The organism is Arthrobacter sp. YC-RL1, assembly GCF_001454985.1.
GTDB classification, from domain to species: domain Bacteria; phylum Actinomycetota; class Actinomycetes; order Actinomycetales; family Micrococcaceae; genus Glutamicibacter; species Glutamicibacter soli.
This window is the reverse complement of the sequence record NZ_CP013297.1, coordinates 3,211,352-3,228,774: the sequence shown is the minus strand read 5'-3', so window position 1 is coordinate 3,228,774 and position 17,423 is coordinate 3,211,352. Positions and strand designations below refer to the sequence as shown.

Here is a 17,423-nt window from a genome sequence, read left to right as displayed (position 1 = left end):
CACCGTATCGCGGAGCACCGCGCGGGACAGCCGAAGGCATTCCGAAAGAATTCCAGGACGAAGGAGCACGCAATGACGACCGAATCAGCACATCCCACCAATCCGGAAGCGGACCGCCGGGACAAGGCTCCGGGGCAGACCTCGAAGCACCTGACCACGAGCCAGGGATCCCCGTTGACGGATACCGACCACTCCTTGAAAGTGGGCGAGCGGGGACCGATCCTCCTTCAAGACCACCATTTGCGCGAGAAAATCATGCACTTCGACCATGAGCGCATCCCGGAGCGCGTGGTCCACGCCCGCGGCGCCGGCGCCCATGGAAAGTTCGTCAGCTACGGCAATGCCGCAGACTTCTGCGTTGCGGATTTCCTGAAGCCGAACAAGCAGACCGATGTCTTCGTGCGCTTCTCCACGGTAGCTGGCTCCCGCGGTTCGATGGACACGGCCCGCGACACCCGAGGCTTCGCCACGAAGTTCTACACCGAGGAAGGCGTTTTCGACCTCGTGGGGAACAACATCCCGGTCTTCTTCATCCAGGACGGAATCAAGTTCCCGGACATCGTCCACGCGGTAAAGCCCGAGCCGGATCGGGAAATTCCGCAGGCCCAGTCGGCGCACGATACCTTCTGGGATTTCGTCTCCCTGCACACCCCGGCGCAGGCCCACACCATGTGGAACATGAGCGACCGCGGGATTCCGCGGTCCTACCGCATGATGGAAGGCTTTGGCGTGCATACCTTCCGCATGATCGGACCGGGCGGCAAGGCCTCCCTGGTCAAGTTCCACTGGAAGCCGAAGCTCGGTGTCCACTCGCTGACATGGGAAGAAGCCCAGCTGGCCGCAGGAGCGGACCCGGACTTCCACCGCCGGGACCTGGCTGACGCGATTGATGCCGGCGCCTATCCGGAATGGGAGCTGGGCGTCCAGCTTTTCGAGGATGACGGCACCGCGACCTTCCAGGGCATCGACCTGCTCGATCCCACCAAGTTCGTCCCGGAAGAGCTGTGCCCGGTGCAGCTGATCGGCAAGATGGTGCTGGATCGCAATCCATCGAACTACTTCGCCGAAACCGAGCAGGTTGCCTTCCACCCGGGCCATCTGGTGCCGGGCATCGACATCACCGATGATCCCTTGCTGCAAGCGCGCCTGTTCTCCTACCTGGATACCCAGCTGACCCGCCTGGGCGGGCCGAACTTCGCCCAGATCCCGATCAACAGCCCGAAGAACCCGGTCAACGACATGTTCCGGGATGGCTATCACCAGCACAATATCCATGAGGGCATCGCGCCCTACAAGCCGAATTCGCTGGACGGCGGATGCCCGTTCATGGCGGAGCTGGCCAACGGCCAGGAATTCCCGGCCTTGGAGTACCCGCAGGAAACCGCGGGCACCAAGCAGCGCAGCGAACCGGTGAGCTTCTCGGACCATTACTCCCAGGCGCGGCTGTTCTACCGCAGCCTCAGCGCCCAGGAACGCGACCATATCAAGCAGGCCTACAGCTTTGAATTGGGCAAGTGCGCGGATAACACGATCCGCGAGCGCCAGGTCCAGTGCCTGGCGGAGATCGACGCGGACCTCGCCGCCGCGGTGGCCAGCGCGCTCGGGCTGCCGGCGCCTGCGCCGCAGCAGGACATCGACGATCTGCCGTTGAGCCCGGCCCTCTCCCAGGTTGGCGGCACCTGGCCGGTGGACGGACGCCAGATCGGGATAGTCGTCGGCTTGCCCGGCTACCCGCAGGACAAGGAGCTGGCCGAGGCGATCCGCGCCAAGGGGATGACCCCGCTGATTGTCGCGCCCCATGGCGGGAAAACCGAGTCGGGGATGGAAGTGGACCGGACCTATTTCACTACCCGCTCGATCGAGTTCGACGCGCTGGTGCTTGCCGGCGCGCTGCCTCCGGCGGCCGATGCGCAGGTTCCCCTGGACACCAAGGCAGGAGCCGGCGTGGGCGTGCCGCAGTCGGCGGATCCCCGCGTGGTCCTGCTGGTGCAGGAGGCCTACCGCCAGAGCAAGCCGATCCTGTGCTTGGATGAAGCGGCCTATGGCGCGGTGAACGCCGCCGGGCTGCCAAGCGGCGATCCGGGCGTGGAACTGGTTGACGCGGACGCACTGACCGGGGTCTTGGAGGAACTGGTCTCCCGGCACCGCGTGTGGGGCAGGTTCCCGGCCGAGGGCTAACCAGTCCTGCTGCACAAGCCAGCGGGCCGGCAGGTACGAATCTCGTACCTGCCGGCCCGCTGTCCGTTGTGAAGAAGCGTGCAACTCCTATCGCTGGGTCGAGTCCTTCTTCTGCTCGTCGTCGTCTTCGTGGCCGAAGGGAATCGGAGACGAGGTCGGGGAATCCGGGACGGTGGTGTTCTTGCCCTGCGGATCAGGGGTCTTGTCTGGTGCGACGGTTTCGTCGTGGTTGTTGCCCATGTTCTCTCCCTTGTCTTCGGTAGCGTGCCGACCGCTCAAGCTGCTCGGCCTCCGCCTGGGTTTGGCAGATGACCTAACCCTAGCGAGCTGCGCTTCACGAGGCTCCCAACCTTGGCGGAGGCTGGGAAACTGCCCGAGGCCCTGCCTCGGAGGGATGCGGCTACCTGCCCGTGGGCGCGGTGCCGCGTCCGATGAACAGCGAGAGAACCACCGTTGCGCTGGCCAGCACCGCGCCGATGAGGAAGGCCATGTGCGCGCCGTCGAACAGGGCCTGGACGGCGCTGGTTCCGGAAGCCTCCTGCGCGGTGGACAGCAGGGTCAGGATGGTGACGAACAGCGTAGTGCCGATCGCGCCGCCCAGCTGCTGGCCGGTATTGAAGATCGCGGAGCCATGGCCGAACAGGCGCGGATCCACCGAAGCCATGGCCGAGGACATCAGCCCGGTCATGAGCAGCGCGAATCCGATGGAGAAGACCACGTGCGCGGTGGCGAACAGCCACAGCGGGCTGTCGGCGCGCACGCCCACATAGAGCCACTGGCCCCCGGCCAGCATGGCGGTTCCCGGGATCAATACCGGGCGCGGGCCGAAGCGGTCGTAGACGCGCCCGAAGACCGGGGAGGCCACCGCCTGGGCCAACCCGCCCGGCAGGAGCATCAGGCCGATGGTCAACGAGTCCAGTCCCCGCCCGGATTCGAGGAGGATCGGCACAACCATGAGCGAACCGAGCAGCGTGCCGAAGGCGATCATGATCAGGATCATGGCCAGCCGGAAGTTGCGCGAGGCGAAGGGAGCGAGATTCAGCAGTTCCCGCCCCTCGCGCGCCAGCCCCCGCTGGCGGCGGATGAACAAGACCAGGGACAACGCGCCGATGGCGAAGCTGGCGATGGCCATGGCGGGGTTCTGCGAGGCGTGCTCGATGCTTGAAATGCCGTAGACCAGCAGGCCGAAGGCCACTGCGGAAAGGAGCACGGACGCCGCGTCGACGCGGGTTTTCTGCGCGCTGGCGGGAACCTTGAAGAAGACGACGCCGAGAACGAGGACCAGCACCGCGATCGGCAGCATCATGGCGAAGATGTAGTGCCAGCCCCACGCGTGGACCACCGCGCCGGAAACGGTGGGTCCCACGGCCGGTCCCACGCCGATGACCACGGAGTTCAGCCCCATGACCGTGCCGCGGCGCTGCGCCGGCACCAGTCGCAGCGTGGTGGTCATGAGCAGGGGCAGCACAATGGCCGTGCCCAGCGCCTGGACCATGCGGGCGGCCAGGAGCAGCACGAAGCTGGGAGCCAGCGCCGCGACGGCGGTGCCGATGATGAAGCTGATGATGGCGAACATGAACAGCGAACGGTGGGTGAAGCGCTGCAGCAGGAAGCCGGTCGTCGGAATCACCACTGACAGGGTCAGCAGGAATCCGGTCGTCAGCCACTGACCCGTGGCAGCTGAGATCTGCAGGTCGTTCATGATGCCGGGCAGCGCCACGGTCAGCACCGTCTCGTTGAGGATCATCATGAAGGCGGCCAGCGCCAGGGCCGCGATGATCCCGGTCACCTGCCGGGTGGACAGCTGGGGGCCGGCCGGCGGCGCGCTCTGGGCGGTTTGAATGTGTTCGGTGGACACGGTTACCTCGTTCTTGAAGGGAAGACTCCAAGATTCTGTCATAGTCTGACACATTTAAGGGAGGATTCTGTCAGAGTGTGACAGGAAATATGCTGGAGTACCCGGGATACCATGGCGACAGGCAACCGAACGCAAGGAGTGCACGGTGGGAATCCGAGACGAACGCAAAGCCGCGACCTTGCAGGGCATCCGGTCCGCGGCCTTGGACATTCTGGAAGAGCAGGGCTTCGACGCGGTGACGGTGGGGCGCATCGCCCAGCGTGCCGGAATTTCCGAACGGACCTTTTTCCGCTACGTTCCCTCCAGGGAAGCGGCCATGCTGCCTGCCGAGCGCGGGCTGTTTGAAGCGGTGGAGGGCTGCGACATCCCCGACGGCGCGGATGGGGCAAGCATTCTGCGCCTGCTGTTGGCCGCCTTCCGGAGCATGCTGCTGGAAGAAGTCCAGGGCAATGAATTCCGCCGTGTTTCGCGGCTGATGGTGGCCGAGCCGCGGTTGCTGCTGGTGGCCACGCGGCAGGAGCAGGAGCTGGTGGCCGCGGTTTCCGATTACCTGACCGGACGCGGGCTGCTCGCGGCCATGCCTGCGCTGCTGATCGGCGAAATGCTCGCAACCTGCTGGCGCGTGACCTGGCAGTGCTTCGGCCTGGCCGAGCGGTCCGGCGAATCCGCGGACCCTGCTGGCATCTTCGATGAGGTGGCGGCATCGCTCGGCGTGCTGACGGCGCAGCTGGCCGAATAGCGAACATGGCGCTTGAGTTATCGACGATTAACTTAAATGTGACGAACTGCTCGTAGCCCCTCCCACCCGGCAATTGGGCGAATTTTAGGGCTCTTTCGGCGTATTTTCCGGGACTGGAAAGTGTGGCGCGGAGCAAAATCGGGTAGATTTGGAACGTTGAGTTCAGGGCGGATAACCCCGCTTCCGCACGACGTTCAGGGAGAAGCCACACCTATGGCCAAGATTATTTACACCCACACCGACGAAGCGCCGATGCTGGCGACCCACTCGTTCCTGCCGATCGTGGAGGCCTTCGCCTCGACCGCCGGTGTGGAGCTGGAGACCCGCGACATCTCGCTGGCCGGCCGCATCATCGCCACCTTCCCGGACTACATCACCGAAGAGCAGCGCATCGGCGACGCCCTGGCTGAGCTTGGCGACCTGGCCAAGACCCCGGAAGCTAACATCATCAAGCTTCCGAACATCTCCGCGTCGATCCCGCAGCTGAAGGCCGCGATCGCCGAGCTGCAGGCCGCCGGCTACGCCCTGCCGGACTACCCGGACAACCCTTCCTCCGACGAAGAGACCGACGTCCGCGCCCGCTACGACAAGATCAAGGGCTCCGCCGTGAACCCGGTGCTGCGCGAGGGCAACTCCGACCGCCGCGCACCGCTGAGCGTGAAGAACTACGCCCGCAAGTACCCGCACTCGATGGGCGCCTGGGCCGCGGACTCGAAGACCAACGTCGCCACCATGGGCGTTGACGACTTCGCCTCGAACGAGAAGTCCATCGTCATCGACAAGGACAAGTCGATCTCCATCCGCTTCGTCGGCGAAGACGGCGAAGTCAAGGTCCTGAAGAAGCCTTTCAAGGTGCTCAAGGGCGAGGTCATCGACGGCACCGTCATGCACGTGGCAGCCCTGCAGGACTTCCTGAAGGCCTCCGTGGCCCGCGCCAAGGAAGAGGGCATCCTCTTCTCGGCACACCTGAAGGCCACCATGATGAAGGTCTCCGACCCGATCATCTTCGGCCAGGTCGTCAAGGCCTACTTCTCCGAGCTGTTCGACACCTACGGGGACGAGCTGGCGGCAGCCGGCCTGAACCCGAACAACGGCCTGGCCGCCATCCTCAACGGCCTGGACGAGCTCTCCGACGACGTGCGCGCCGGCGTTGAGAAGCTGATCGCCAAGGGCCTGGAAGAGGGCCCGGCAGTTGCCATGGTCGACTCCGACAAGGGCATCACCAACCTGCACGTCCCATCGGACGTCATCGTGGACGCTTCCATGCCTGCCATGATCCGCCTGGGCGGCAAGATGTGGGACGCCAAGGGCGAGACCGCAGACACCCTGGCCGTGCTGCCCGACTCCTCCTACGCAGGCGTCTACCAGGCCGTGATCGAGGACTGCCGTGCCAACGGCGCCTACGACCCGACCACCATGGGCACCGTGCCGAACGTCGGCCTGATGGCCCAGAAGGCCGAGGAATACGGCTCCCACGACAAGACCTTCGAGCTGGCCGCCAACGGACATGTGCAGATCGTCGACGAGAACGACACCGTGCTGATCGAGCACCAGGTCTTCACCGGAGACATCTGGCGCGCCTGCCAGACCAAGGACGTCGCCATCCGCGACTGGGTGAAGCTGGCAGTGAACCGCGCCCGCGCCTCCCAGACCCCGATCGTGTTCTGGCTGGATGAGAACCGCGCCCACGACGCCGTGCTGATCGCCAAGGTCAACGAGTACCTCAAGGAGCACGACACCGAGGGCCTGACCATCGAGATCCTGTCCCCGATCGAGGCCACCAAGTACTCGATCGAGCGCATCCGCAAGGGCGAGGACACCATCTCGGTCACCGGCAACGTGCTGCGCGACTACCTGACCGACCTGTTCCCGATCCTGGAACTGGGCACCAGCGCCAAGATGCTGTCCATCGTGCCGCTGCTGGCAGGCGGCGGACTGTTCGAGACCGGCGCCGGAGGCTCCGCTCCGAAGCACGTGCAGCAGCTGGTGTCCGAGAACCACCTGCGCTGGGATTCGCTGGGCGAATTCATGGCACTGGGCGCTTCCTTCGAGCACCTGGCAGTCACCACCGGCAACGCCCGCGCACAGGTCCTGGCAGACACCCTGGATGCCGCCACCGGCACCTTCCTGCTGGAAGACAAGTCGCCGAAGCGCAAGGTCGGCGAGCTGGACAACCGCGGCAGCCACTTCTACCTGGCCAAGTTCTGGGCCGAGGAACTGGCCAAGCAGGACAAGGACGCCGAGCTGGCATCGGCCTTCGCCGACGTTGCCAAGGCACTGGGCGAGAACGAGGAAACCATCGTGGCCGAACTCGCCGAGGTCCAGGGCAAGCCGGTCGACCTGGCAGGCTACTACCGCCCGAGCGAGGAAAAGACCAGCGCAGTGATGCGTCCAAGCGCCACCTTGAACAAGGCCCTTGAACTGCTGACCAACGCAGTCTCCAAGTAACCCTCACCGGTTGCGCGCCGCACGGCACCACCCCTTCGGGGATGGTGCCGTGCGGCTTTTAACCACCGGTTACCCCGGGAGCATCGAACCACCTGCAACTGGCCGCAAACCGGCCGGGGAACCTGAAAACGGCTGGCCGCGGAATGTTTTCGGCAGACTCCCAGGTTTTGCGGTGCAACTCACACAGCGCAGGAAATTTCCTTGTGGGCACTGGGTATTTTCGAAGTCCCACGAGGTAACCAACAGGTGAAAACCGATTGTCTCTTTGGCTCTTCCCAGAGTGTGAAACTAAAATCGGTGTGTTAGGCGTTTTTTCGCGCTCACCGAACTCAGGAGAAGTATGGCTCTACGTGAAAATCCAGTGGTAGTCCGTGCCCTGCGTTTCCTCGGCGTCGGTGGGTTCTGCTTCATCGTGACCTTGGCCGTGAACTACGGCCTGAAGTACACCGTGATGGAAGACCATCCGACCACTGCATTCCTGATCGCCAACACCGTGGCGACCGTGGTGTCCTACGTGCTCTCGCGCCAGTACACCTTCCAGGATCGCAATGATGCGCACCGCAAGCGCATCCAGGTCATCGGCTTCTTCGCGGTCTCCGCGATGGGCATCGTGATCAACTCGGCTCCGCTGTACATTTCGCGTTGGGTCTTCGGCCTGCACTACCCGAACGTCTCCTTCCTGTTCCAGGAAGCCGCCGACTTCATCTCCGGACCGATCATCGGCACCGCGCTGGCGATGGTCTTCCGCTGGTGGGCCCTGCACAAGTTCGTCTTCCCGGATGCTTCCAAGAAGGAGCAGAAGGTCGAGCTGGCCGCCTAGCCCGCATGCCGCTTCACGGGATCGCATCCCGAAAGCTCTTGGACACACAGAAACAGCCGCCTTCGGAAAGATGGAACTTTCCGAAGGCGGCTGTTTCTATGCGTGCGAAGCTGGGAGCCGTTGCTGCCGCAACGGCAGCCCCGTTCCCAGCCGCTGGGCAGCAGCTGGGAACGGGGCTGCGCGCATGCCGGTCTAGAGTCCCCGGCCGGCTTCCCACAAATTGTCTGCTGTGCCGGTGAGCAGCGCGTTCAGCGATACCGCCTGGGCATCGGTGAACGAGGCGATGTAGTCCACGATGGCCCGCGCCTGCCCCAGACGCTGCACTTCGTCCGGGCCCGCCTGGAGGAACAGGTGCGGGCTGACTTCGCGCAGCTGCCGGTATTCCTCCGTGGTGGCCTCCACCGAGTCCAGCAGGCGGCGCGGGGCGCGGCCTGCGTCGTCGGGGTCGTTGAGCCAGCCATGGAAGCCTTCGGCCAGCGAGCGGATGATGCGGGTCTGTCCGCGCTGGTACACGGCCAGATCCGGGCGTTCGAGCACGAAGCGGGAATGCACGAACTTCAATACGATGACGTCATGCCAGGCGGCGTCGCCGAGCCTGACGTGGCCGCTGCGCACGGTCGGGGTGCGTTCCACAGACACCGACTCCTGCAGCCTGTCGATCCAGCGCCGGGTGAAGGCGGTGACCGCCCGGTCCGCTTCCAGGCCGCCGTCATAGGGCACTGCGAGCAGGCCTTCAACCAGGTCGTGCCCGACCCTTTCCACGGATTCACGGAAGGCATCTGCTTCGGCGATCCATGGATCCTTGGCGCGGGTGCGCCGCCAGGTCAGTTCCAAGGCATGGCCCGGGTGGCGCGCATCCAGCTCGGACTGCTTCAAGCTGTTCAGCTGCGTGGAATGCTCCAGCCAGGCGCGCAGCTCGGCGGAGACGCTGGTGTACTGCAGCACCCCTGCACGGTAGAAGTCGTCGAGGTCGTGCACCGCGTAGGCGATGTCGTCCGCGATATCCATGACCGAGCTTTCCACGGTCTGCTGGTACTTGGCGATGCCCGGGAAGACCGAGAGCACGTCCCGCATTTCGTCGGCATCCACGTCATAGGCGGAGAACTTCACGGCCCCGGCGGCAGGGTCGATGCCCACGCCGCGCGGCAGCAGTTCCGGTGCCAGCGGGGCCAGGGCGCGCCACTCGTTGCGGGTCCACGGGTACTTCAGCACCGCCGCGCGCACGGCCCGAGTGAGGTTCATGCCGCGCGCGGTCGCGTCGCAGCTGTCCAGCGCGGTGAGGATGCGGAAGGTCTGCGCATTGCCCTCGAAACCGTCCGGAAGCCGGAGCACGCTGCGGGCCACCCGGTCCAGTTCCTGCTCGCCCAAATGGCCGAACGGCGGGTGGCCGAGGTCGTGCGCCGCCGCGGCGGCCTGCACGACCACCGGGTCGCAGCCACCCAACTCGCTGACTAGTCTTCTAGTTGCTTCGTCAGCTGTCCGCAGCCTGATGGCGATAGAGCGGGCCACCGCGGACACCTTGAGCGAATGGGTCAGCCGATTGTGCACCAGCGTGCCGGAGCCCGCCTGCGGGATCACCTGGGTGACCGAAGACAGACGCGAAAAATAGGGGGAGAAGCGGATCCGCTCGATATCGACGCGGAATTCGTCCTCGTTGGCTACTCGCGGCTCGGCGATGGCTCGGTCGCGGCCGCCGCTCTGGTGTGTTTTTTCCCTGATATCCATCGTAGGATCCAGCCTAGATGACACCGGGCAGGGAGGGATGGTTTGCTGGTGGTTGCGTGTCTGAAGTGGACGGAGCCGCCACGGCAAAGCCCAGTCGAGCAGGTGCCGTGGCAGCCAAGGGTCGAAGCCCGTTGCGCTGCAGGGGCGGCGTGCGCCGCGACTAGCCGTTGGAGGGTTCGGGGCGGTCGGCCCAGATGCCCCTGCTGTGCGTCAGGTGCTTCTTCATCAGTTCGGCGGCGAGTTCGCCGTTGTGGGAGATGATCGCCTCGAGGATCTCCATGTGCTCGACCGCGGACTCTGTCAGGTCTCCGTGGTCTGCGAGTTTTTGCAGTCCTTGCATCCGCGCCTGGTCGCGGAGCTGCTCGACGGTGTTCACGAGGCGCCGGTTCCCCAGAGTCTGAAGCAGCGCCTTGTGGAATAACCGGTCGCTGTCCAGGAAAGACCGTACATCGCCTGCCTCGGCGGCCAAAACGATGTCCTCGGCGAGGGTGCGGAAAGGGCCGGGGTCGCGGTCTCCGAATTTCTCTGCGGCTTCCCGCATGGCCGGAACTTCAAGCATGGTGCGGATCTTGAAAATTTCATCCAAATCCTGGTCGGTCAGCTGCGGGACGCGGAATCCCTTGTTCCTGATGACCTCGACGATGCCCAAGTTGGCCAGATCCATGACCGCTTCGCGCACCGGAGTGATGGAGACGCCGAGCTCGGCGGCGACCTTGACCACGCTTTCCACCTGCCCGGGCGCAATGTCGCCCATGACAATTGAGGTGCGAATGGCGTTGCGAGCCTGCTCCCTGAGGCTGACAGCTCTCAGGGGAGGGCGGCTGCTGGTAGTCATACTACTTGTTTACCATGTTCATTCGGCGGGATATTCATTCTAGAACCAGGGAAGCACTTCTAGCTCCGGTCGGCCACGATGTTGAACGGCTCGTCACCGGCAAGCAGTCCCCGGACCTGGCGGACCGCCAGCTCGCTGACCAGCTTGAGGAATTCTCCGGTGTCGCCGGCCATATGAGGGGTGACCAAGCAATTCGGTGCGGTCCACAGCGGGTGCCCGGAGGGCAGGGGTTCCGGATCGGTGACATCCAACGCCGCCCGGAGGCGCCCCTTGTCCAGCTCCTGCAGCAGAGCCTCGGTGTCGACGATGGGGCCGCGGCCTATATTGACCAGCAGCGCGCCGTCGCGCAGGCGTGCAAGGAACTCTGCATTGACCAGTTTCTCGGTTCGGGCGGTATGGGGCAAGGCTACGATGACGACATCCGCCTGCGGAAGCAGTGCTTCGATGGCGTCGATCCCGTGGACGAGCGTGCCATCATCCAAGGTTCTGGACTTCGACGCCACCGTAATGACCTGTGCAGGTCTGAACGGGGCAAGACGCTCGGCAATGGCACTGCCGACTCCTCCGGCTCCCAGCAGCAGGACCACCGAGCCGTGCAGGGAGGATGTCCAGATGCGTTCCCAGTGCTGTTCACACTGTTGTTCCAGGGCTTTGGGCAGCTCACGCAGGCTGGCCAGGATCAAGGCAAGGCAGTGCTCCGCCGTGGCGTCTTCCACCGCGCCGCGGGAGTTGGTCAGCGTGGCGTGCTGCGGCAGATGCTCTAGCACCCACTCGTAGCCGATGGACAAGAGGTGCACGTGGCGCAGTTCCTTGATGCGGGCAACACGCGATCGCAGCTCGGGGTTCGACGGGCGCTCGGTGACCAGCACCTCGGCTTCCGGCGCATCCTCGGGATCGTCGTTGATATGCCAGAGGATCGGTTCAATCCCGGGAATCTGCAACGCGTCGACGAGTCGCTGCCAGGGGACGAGAACACGCAAGGTCACGGTACTTCCAATCTTCGGTAGGTATCTGGCTATTGTGTCCCGTTGCCTTGCGGCGGGACAAACCGGGGGTCGAATTGGAAGCGCAAAGAAATATTTGTCGTCATTCATCGGTGCAGAAATGATCCAGCGGATAGAATCTGGCCATGACCCAAACTTCAGAGCGCGCTGGCCGGAAGGCCACAGCAGGTTCCACCACAACGATGGTTGTCGGCTGGACACTGGTATTGATCGGCTTGGGCATATTCGTGCTGGGCGAACCGGTGGGCGGCGGACTGCTGGTGGTGTCCGGGGCCGTGCTTCATGCGGGCGCGATGATTGCCGAGTCCGTCAGACGCTAGGCCTTTAAACAGTTCAGGCCCCGGGGCAATATCCCGGAGCCTGAAATGTAGGAAAGAGGTCTAGAGGTTAGTAGAGCTTATTGGCACCACCATCTGCCATGAGAGTCTGGCCGGTGACGTACTTGGCGTCATCCGAAAGCAGGAATGCGACAACCGGTGCGACGTCGGTCTCGGGATCGCCGAAGCGGCCCAGCGGAACCTTGGTCAGCGACTGCTCGTACAGGTCTGGGAAGGCCTGGCTCCAGGCCTTGACGCCGTCGGTCAGTGCCATTGGCGAAACCACGTTGACGCGGATGTTGTTGGCCGCCCATTCGTTGGCGGTCACGCGGGACAGGCCGCGGATGGCTTCCTTGGCCGAGGCGTAGGCGGCCTGGGTCGGCTGGCCCACCATGGCCGAGCCGGAGCCGAAGTTCACAATCGAACCACCGTTGTCCTTCAGGTGAGGGTAGGCGGCGAGCATGAACTGGCGGGTGGCCAGGAAGCCGGTGTTGAACGAGAGATCCCAGGCAGCTTGGTCCAGGTCGGTGAACGGTGCCTGGCGGGAAGCGTGCGCGTTGTTGACCAGGCCGTTCAGTCCGCCGAAGTTCTCCACGGCTGCGGCAACGGCTGCATCTGCGGTTTCCTGCTTGCTGACGTCGCCGGCGATGAAGGCCAGCGAGTCGCCGACTTCTTCCTTGAGCTTGGCTCCCGCTTCGGCGTTGAGGTCCACTGCGACGACCTTGGCCCCGCGGCGGAGCAGGACGCGGCTGATGGCCCCGCCGATGCCGGACGCGCCACCCGTAACAATGATGACCTTGCCTTCAAGCTGCATGCTGAACTCCCTTCGAAAATCATGGCGATCCGAGGTAGCTCATCTCGGGTCGGTGGGGGCGACCCCCTGAATAACTCAGAGTCTACTCGCTATATTCGACAGCTCGTAGAAAAGGTCACCTAAGTCAATCGTTCAGCTGACCGCGGAGCAAAACCCTTGTCTGATCAAGGGTTTCGCGATTCAATCCAGAGGCGAATCGCTCCAACCTGGTGCTTCTGGTTTCCTCGGATCTGGCAATCATCAGTTGATGCAGGATGCGGTACCTCGGCTGCGATTTCAATGAGGTGAAATTCTGGGATCAGCAAGAGCCCGACGACTAGAATGGTCCTTTGTTTTCCCTCACAGATTTCCTCATGGTCTACGCATATGAAACGGGTGTGGAGAGCACTTAAAGGATTCTTCATGAAGCCGAGTCAAGCCGCCAATAGACCATGCGGAAATACTTGGACATTGTTATTCAGCGCGCGTCACTCGGACTCTTCGCCCAATTGCGCAATAAAACGTGCGATGCGCGCAGCCCTGGTCCTCTCGGTCTTGGCAATCATCAGCTGATGCAGGATGTGATAGCGCGGCTGGGACTTCAGTGCTTCGAAGGCGGCTTTGGCGGCTGGCTGCGCATCCAAGGCACGTTGCAGGTCCTCGGGAACCTGAGCCGTCGCTTGCCCTTGGTAGGCGCCGTCCCACCTGCCGTCGGCCTTCGCCTTGTCGATCTCCACCTATCCGCGTGGGCGCATCCTGCCCTGCTCGATCAGCGCTGCCACGAATTGCGTGTTTTTCTCCGACCAGACTGACGCCTTGCGGCGGGGAGTGTAGCGCTGCAGGAATGTTGCTTCGTCGCGGCTGCGGCGCTGCCCGTCGATCCATCCGCTGCACAATGCTTCTTGCAGCGCGTCGGCAACCATCAGGGATGTTGGTTCGGTGGTGCCCTTCTTGGCTACGAGCAGCCAAACTCCGTCGCTGGTTTCTTCATTCTCGTCAAGCCAGGCACGCCATGCAGCGACATCTTTGAGGATCAGCGGGTTGTCATAGTCCATGGCAACTATTGTGAAGTGAATCTTTCCCGTTGGAAACAGTGGGGCTGAAAGCTTGTGCAGACGTGCGGAGGCTTGCTGCGCTTAAATCCCCATCACCTGCTCCATCCCCACCCTGTCAGTGATCGGATCGGAGAAGCTGCGGGAGAGGATCAACTGATCCTTAATCACCCGTTCTTCTTCCATCGGAATGCAGGGAATCCCGCGCAGCTCTAAAACGGTGCGCATCTGCACAATGGAGAACTTATCCCTGATCCGCACCTCGTTCGCATCCCGGAGGTCTTTAGCCGTCCAGATCCCTAACGCGCGCAGCCGTTTGGTCAGCCGGGGGCCGATACCCCACACCTCAACTACCGGCAGACGCGCCAGCAGGTTCTCGGTGGTCTGCGCTGGGGCCCGATCCCACACGCACACCCCACCCAGTTCCTTGATGTGCTTCGCCGTCTTATTGGCTAGCTTTGCGAGAGTCTTGCTTTTCGAGATGCCTACGCAGACGGGTAAACCGGTCAGCCGGAACACCTCCGCCTTGATCTGCTCACCAAGGGTTTGCAGCTCATCCAGGGTGCCGGACACGCCCAGGAACGCTTCGTCAATGGAATAGACCTCCACCCAGGCCGAGAAGCGGCCCAACAGTCTTACTGGTAATGGCGAATATCGATTTGTTCACTATTGGCTTGTGCTGATTGCGCCCAGCAGGATATACCCTGCTGGGCGCGTCGTGGGCCTATCACTGCGCTGTGCCAAGACGGAGAAGACGGTTTCACGATGCGCCCAGCATTTTTCACGGGGCTGACTCGGATGGTTTCGTTGCTAGGCGTATTCCTCAGCACCATGACGCGGCATGGATATCCGCATGGCTATCAGTCCTGCCCCGATTAACCCGATGATGGCAAACGCACTACTGAGCAGAAATGGGTCTATTCCGAAAGAAGCTCCAGAAAAGCCGAGACCGATGTAGAGGGTGATGCCTGCTGACCCGCCGAGCTGATCTGCCGCCCGCTGGACTCCAGAAGCTGTACCGGCATCCGATTCGGTCACTCCAGTAACAGCCGCGTACTGAAGTCCGACTAGCCCAAAACCCATCCCTACGGCGATAAGAACCATAGCTGGAATCATCGCAATAGCCGCAGCCTCTACGTAGGTGACGATGGCGATAGCCACCATCCCGAGAGCCGTAAACCCGATGCCGGTCACGGCGCAAAATCGCGCGCCCCATCGTCCGAGGAATCGAGGTACCAAGGTTGCGGCAGCAATAAGCGAGATCGCTAGTGGCACCAGCGTCAGTCCTGTGGTCAACGGACTGAGCCCCAGCCGGTTCTGTAGGTAGAAAGTGAACAGCAAAAACGATGTGGACAAAGCACCGCTGAGCAGAGCAGTCGCAAGATTGGCCCCCACTCGCGTTCGGTTGCGGAAGAACTCCAGGGGTATCAGCGGATTCGTGGCCCGTCGTTCAACGACAACAAACATATAGGCTGCTATCACAGCTGCAACTAGCACGACCACGGCCGCCCAACGGGGGATTCCGTCAGTCTCTCCTGCTTCGACGATCCCGAATACCAACAGAAGTGGCGCAGCTGTCAACAGGACCGAACCAGGAAGGTCGAGTTTCATACGCCTTCTTGGCTGGTCTGCCGGGATGAGAATGCCCGAAGCGATGAGGACGAACACGATAAAGGGTACCGATACTAGGAAGATCCAGCGCCACCCTAAAAACTCAGTGATGACTCCGGAGAGAATGAAGCCAAGCACAAGCCCGCAGCTAGCAACTGCCGCCCACACGCTCAGCGCGCGTGATCGTCCACGACCTTCGGGGAACAAGAGAACAATCACAGCCATTGCGACTGGCAAAGCCATTGCTTCGCCTGCCCCTTGAAGCAGCCTCGCGGTTACAAGAATAGGATACGTAGGGGCAAGTCCCGCCAGCAGTGAAGCGAGGCCGAACACAGTTGTGCCGATCATTAACAACCGGCGCTGCCCGAGTAGGTCCCCGAGCCGGCCGCCAAGCATTAATAGACCGCCACCGGTGATCGTGTACCCGACGACAACCCATGTCAGTTGTCTAGCATTGGCACCGAACTCGGCACCGATGGACGGAAGGGCAACGTTCACTACGGTCACATCTACCGCGATCAAGAATTGCAACATGGAAAGACAGGCGAGCGTCACCCAAGCCCGCACCGCCGTGGTTTTAGATTGAGAAGAAAGATTAGTGGGAACCAAGTCGTGCTCCATCGTTCAGAAGAACTCCGGGCAGCACTAAGCGCCGCTCCGGACTGGCCGTAGAGCGGCGAAGCATCTAAAGATTAAAGGACTACGTGCTCCGCCGCTAGCGGAGCATCTTCGTCACGGCGGCTGCAGCCGCAGAGGAACCTGCCATACCCTGGATTGTATCAGTTCCGTGGCGGATATCTTGCCGGGCAAGCCTTCGTGCGTAGTGCAGGATATGTTGACCAGTCGCGGTTTGCTGCTGTTGCCCAGGCTGCAGCTGAGACGGTGGAGATACCGAGCAGATCCGATAAGAGTGGCACAGGTATTTCAGCGGCAAGTTCCAGGAGTGCGGCCGAACGAGAACGATTGACCGGAATACCCAATCGATTCAACCGGCTTCCTAAGGCCCCTGCGGTGAGGTGTCTACCTGGCCACCTTCCGGGGAATATCCATGTGTCATTTATATCCCGGTGAGTTCTGGGTGGGTTCTGGTACAACAGCGTGACAGCATGCCCGAGTTGTTCAGGCAGCTCAATAGGATCATCGGCGAGGGTGACGGAAACGCCTTGCTTGCTGAAATGCACCGCAGTACGTGGAATGGCGACAATACGAGTCAGTGGTTGTCCGTATAACAACACAAATAGTCCTGCGACACGGTCTTGCGGTTCTAGGGTTTGATCTCGGAGCAACCAGCGCGCTAGATCCCAGCGTTCATCCGGAGGCATCGAACTTACGGGTTCTCTTTTTGGACGATATGATGAGACAGCTGTAGCAAGTCCATTGTCTTTAAGCCATCGCGTGAAGTGGCTTATGTGATCATGCCGGTTCGCTGAGCCAGCAACGTAGGCGTCGAGCACGCGTTGGGGCAAGGTCAAGGTCGTATATCCCTGCTCCTCGACGAATTGAAGGTATTCAGCACAGGTCTGTAGTCGAGATCGGAGCCGGTGAAACCGGTTATTGGGATCGGTAGGTCGTATCGCGTACCCTGCCCAGGGTTTGGTCGAGAGCCCCCATTGCGCGTATCGGCGCAGCAACAACCGATGAGTCGAGTTGGTCTGTTCCGAGAGCCACGAGGTCAACCAGGGGTAGTATCGTTCCTCATTGACATCGATGTCTGGGAGCACGCCGGAGGTCACGAGCAGGCTCAGTAAGAACGTTGCCCCTTGTTTTCCTCCGCATCGGGTAAAGATTGCCTCGAATTCTAGGGGCAACTGCCCGGTGGCTAATTCTCGCAGCACCGCAGCACTGACACGGTTGGTGTATTGCCACCCCATGAGGGAGTCAGCTCGCGCAGGCCCTTCCAATAAATACTTTTCTAACGGTCGAAGCTCAGGCCGCACAGCCCCGTCGGCATCTGCCAGCATCGTTCGGATTGTTTCAGGGCGGTGGCATTCGATGCACAGGTGGAACTTGCGCACGTTCTTCACTGAACCGCATCCCGGACAT

General features: G+C 62.3%; 14 protein-coding genes and 1 pseudogene. 5 read left to right on the top strand and 10 right to left on the bottom strand.

Annotated elements, in window-relative coordinates; translation table 11 throughout:
- Positions 1 to 72 precede the first annotated feature (72 nt).
- Positions 73 to 2,178 (top strand): catalase, encoded by a 2,106-nt coding sequence (locus ATC04_RS14900; RefSeq protein WP_047118349.1) that lies wholly within the window; start codon positions 73 to 75, stop codon positions 2,176 to 2,178.
- 87 nt (positions 2,179 to 2,265) lie between these two features.
- Here ATC04_RS14900 and ATC04_RS19490 read toward each other — a convergent pair whose 3' ends face one another.
- Together ATC04_RS19490 and ATC04_RS14895 are read right to left on the bottom strand one after the other, a co-directional pair.
- A complete protein-coding gene (locus tag ATC04_RS19490; RefSeq protein WP_157359296.1) occupies positions 2,266 to 2,418 on the bottom strand; it encodes a hypothetical protein in 153 nt (50 codons plus the stop codon).
- A 160-nt stretch (positions 2,419 to 2,578) separates the two neighbouring features.
- Positions 2,579 to 4,036, bottom strand: coding sequence for an MDR family MFS transporter (locus tag ATC04_RS14895; protein ID WP_052772253.1), 1,458 nt, complete (start codon positions 4,034 to 4,036; stop codon positions 2,579 to 2,581).
- Between the two features lie 145 nt (positions 4,037 to 4,181).
- Here ATC04_RS14895 and ATC04_RS14890 point away from each other — a divergent pair, with 145 nt between their 5' ends.
- The 3 genes from ATC04_RS14890 (at position 4,182) to ATC04_RS14880 (ending at position 8,043) form a co-directional block, all read left to right on the top strand.
- Positions 4,182 to 4,775: a TetR family transcriptional regulator gene (locus tag ATC04_RS14890; protein ID WP_052772254.1), complete on the top strand. Its 594-nt coding sequence runs from the start codon at positions 4,182 to 4,184 to the stop codon at positions 4,773 to 4,775.
- A gap of 213 nt (positions 4,776 to 4,988) precedes the next feature.
- A complete protein-coding gene (locus ATC04_RS14885; RefSeq protein WP_047118350.1) occupies positions 4,989 to 7,223 on the top strand; it encodes an NADP-dependent isocitrate dehydrogenase in 2,235 nt (744 codons plus the stop codon).
- Between the two features lie 340 nt (positions 7,224 to 7,563).
- The gene (locus ATC04_RS14880) at positions 7,564 to 8,043 is read left to right on the top strand and encodes a GtrA family protein (protein WP_047118351.1); all 480 of its coding nucleotides are present in this window, start codon (positions 7,564 to 7,566) and stop codon (positions 8,041 to 8,043) included.
- A gap of 192 nt (positions 8,044 to 8,235) precedes the next feature.
- Here the strand turns inward: ATC04_RS14880 and dgt are convergent, their stop codons facing one another.
- The 3 genes from dgt to ATC04_RS14865 form a co-directional block, all read right to left on the bottom strand.
- Positions 8,236 to 9,768: a dGTP triphosphohydrolase gene (gene dgt, locus ATC04_RS14875; RefSeq protein ID WP_047118352.1), complete on the bottom strand. Its 1,533-nt coding sequence runs from the start codon at positions 9,766 to 9,768 to the stop codon at positions 8,236 to 8,238.
- A gap of 160 nt (positions 9,769 to 9,928) precedes the next feature.
- On the bottom strand, positions 9,929 to 10,603 hold the full coding sequence (locus ATC04_RS14870) for a GntR family transcriptional regulator (protein WP_047118353.1): 675 nt from the start codon (positions 10,601 to 10,603) through the stop codon (positions 9,929 to 9,931).
- 59 nt (positions 10,604 to 10,662) lie between these two features.
- On the bottom strand, positions 10,663 to 11,589 hold the full coding sequence (locus ATC04_RS14865; protein ID WP_047118354.1) for a 2-hydroxyacid dehydrogenase: 927 nt from the start codon (positions 11,587 to 11,589) through the stop codon (positions 10,663 to 10,665).
- Positions 11,590 to 11,732: 143 nt separating this feature from the next.
- On the opposite strand from ATC04_RS14865, the gene ATC04_RS19485 reads away from it, so the two are divergent.
- On the top strand, positions 11,733 to 11,927 hold the full coding sequence (locus ATC04_RS19485) for a hypothetical protein (protein WP_152666779.1): 195 nt from the start codon (positions 11,733 to 11,735) through the stop codon (positions 11,925 to 11,927).
- 67 nt (positions 11,928 to 11,994) lie between these two features.
- Here the strand turns inward: ATC04_RS19485 and ATC04_RS14860 are convergent, their stop codons facing one another.
- The 5 genes and pseudogenes from ATC04_RS14860 to ATC04_RS14845 form a co-directional block, all read right to left on the bottom strand.
- Positions 11,995 to 12,738, bottom strand: coding sequence for an SDR family oxidoreductase (locus ATC04_RS14860; RefSeq protein ID WP_047118355.1), 744 nt, complete (start codon positions 12,736 to 12,738; stop codon positions 11,995 to 11,997).
- Positions 12,739 to 13,205: 467 nt separating this feature from the next.
- Positions 13,206 to 13,454 carry a YdeI/OmpD-associated family protein gene (locus ATC04_RS20115; RefSeq protein WP_353579999.1) on the bottom strand — a complete coding sequence of 83 codons (249 nt, stop codon included), beginning with the start codon at positions 13,452 to 13,454 and terminating at the stop codon, positions 13,206 to 13,208.
- A complete protein-coding gene (locus tag ATC04_RS20110; RefSeq protein ID WP_353580000.1) occupies positions 13,455 to 13,772 on the bottom strand; it encodes a hypothetical protein in 318 nt (105 codons plus the stop codon).
- A gap of 84 nt (positions 13,773 to 13,856) precedes the next feature.
- Positions 13,857 to 14,408 (bottom strand): annotated as a pseudogene (locus ATC04_RS14850) (DNA polymerase V subunit UmuC); the annotation flags it as partial.
- Positions 14,409 to 14,579: 171 nt separating this feature from the next.
- On the bottom strand, positions 14,580 to 16,001 hold the full coding sequence (locus ATC04_RS14845; protein ID WP_082123792.1) for an MFS transporter: 1,422 nt from the start codon (positions 15,999 to 16,001) through the stop codon (positions 14,580 to 14,582).
- Positions 16,002 to 17,423 lie beyond the last annotated feature (1,422 nt).

Excerpts from the sequence above, each read along its gene's own strand:
- ATC04_RS14860 (WP_047118355.1), bottom strand. The coding sequence starts at position 12,738 with ATGCAGCTTGAAGGCAAGGTCATCATTGTTACGGGTGGCGCGTCCGGC.
- ATC04_RS14845 (WP_082123792.1), bottom strand. The coding sequence starts at position 16,001 with ATGGAGCACGACTTGGTTCCCACTAATCTTTCTTCTCAATCTAAAACC.
- ATC04_RS14900 (WP_047118349.1), top strand. The coding sequence starts at position 73 with ATGACGACCGAATCAGCACATCCCACCAATCCGGAAGCGGACCGCCGG.
- ATC04_RS19485 (WP_152666779.1), top strand. The coding sequence starts at position 11,733 with ATGACCCAAACTTCAGAGCGCGCTGGCCGGAAGGCCACAGCAGGTTCC.
- ATC04_RS19490 (WP_157359296.1), bottom strand. The coding sequence starts at position 2,418 with ATGGGCAACAACCACGACGAAACCGTCGCACCAGACAAGACCCCTGAT.
- dgt (WP_047118352.1), bottom strand. The coding sequence starts at position 9,768 with ATGGATATCAGGGAAAAAACACACCAGAGCGGCGGCCGCGACCGAGCC.
- ATC04_RS14880 (WP_047118351.1), top strand. The coding sequence starts at position 7,564 with ATGGCTCTACGTGAAAATCCAGTGGTAGTCCGTGCCCTGCGTTTCCTC.
- ATC04_RS20110 (WP_353580000.1), bottom strand. The coding sequence starts at position 13,772 with ATGGACTATGACAACCCGCTGATCCTCAAAGATGTCGCTGCATGGCGT.
- ATC04_RS14885 (WP_047118350.1), top strand. The coding sequence starts at position 4,989 with ATGGCCAAGATTATTTACACCCACACCGACGAAGCGCCGATGCTGGCG.
- ATC04_RS14870 (WP_047118353.1), bottom strand. The coding sequence starts at position 10,603 with ATGACTACCAGCAGCCGCCCTCCCCTGAGAGCTGTCAGCCTCAGGGAG.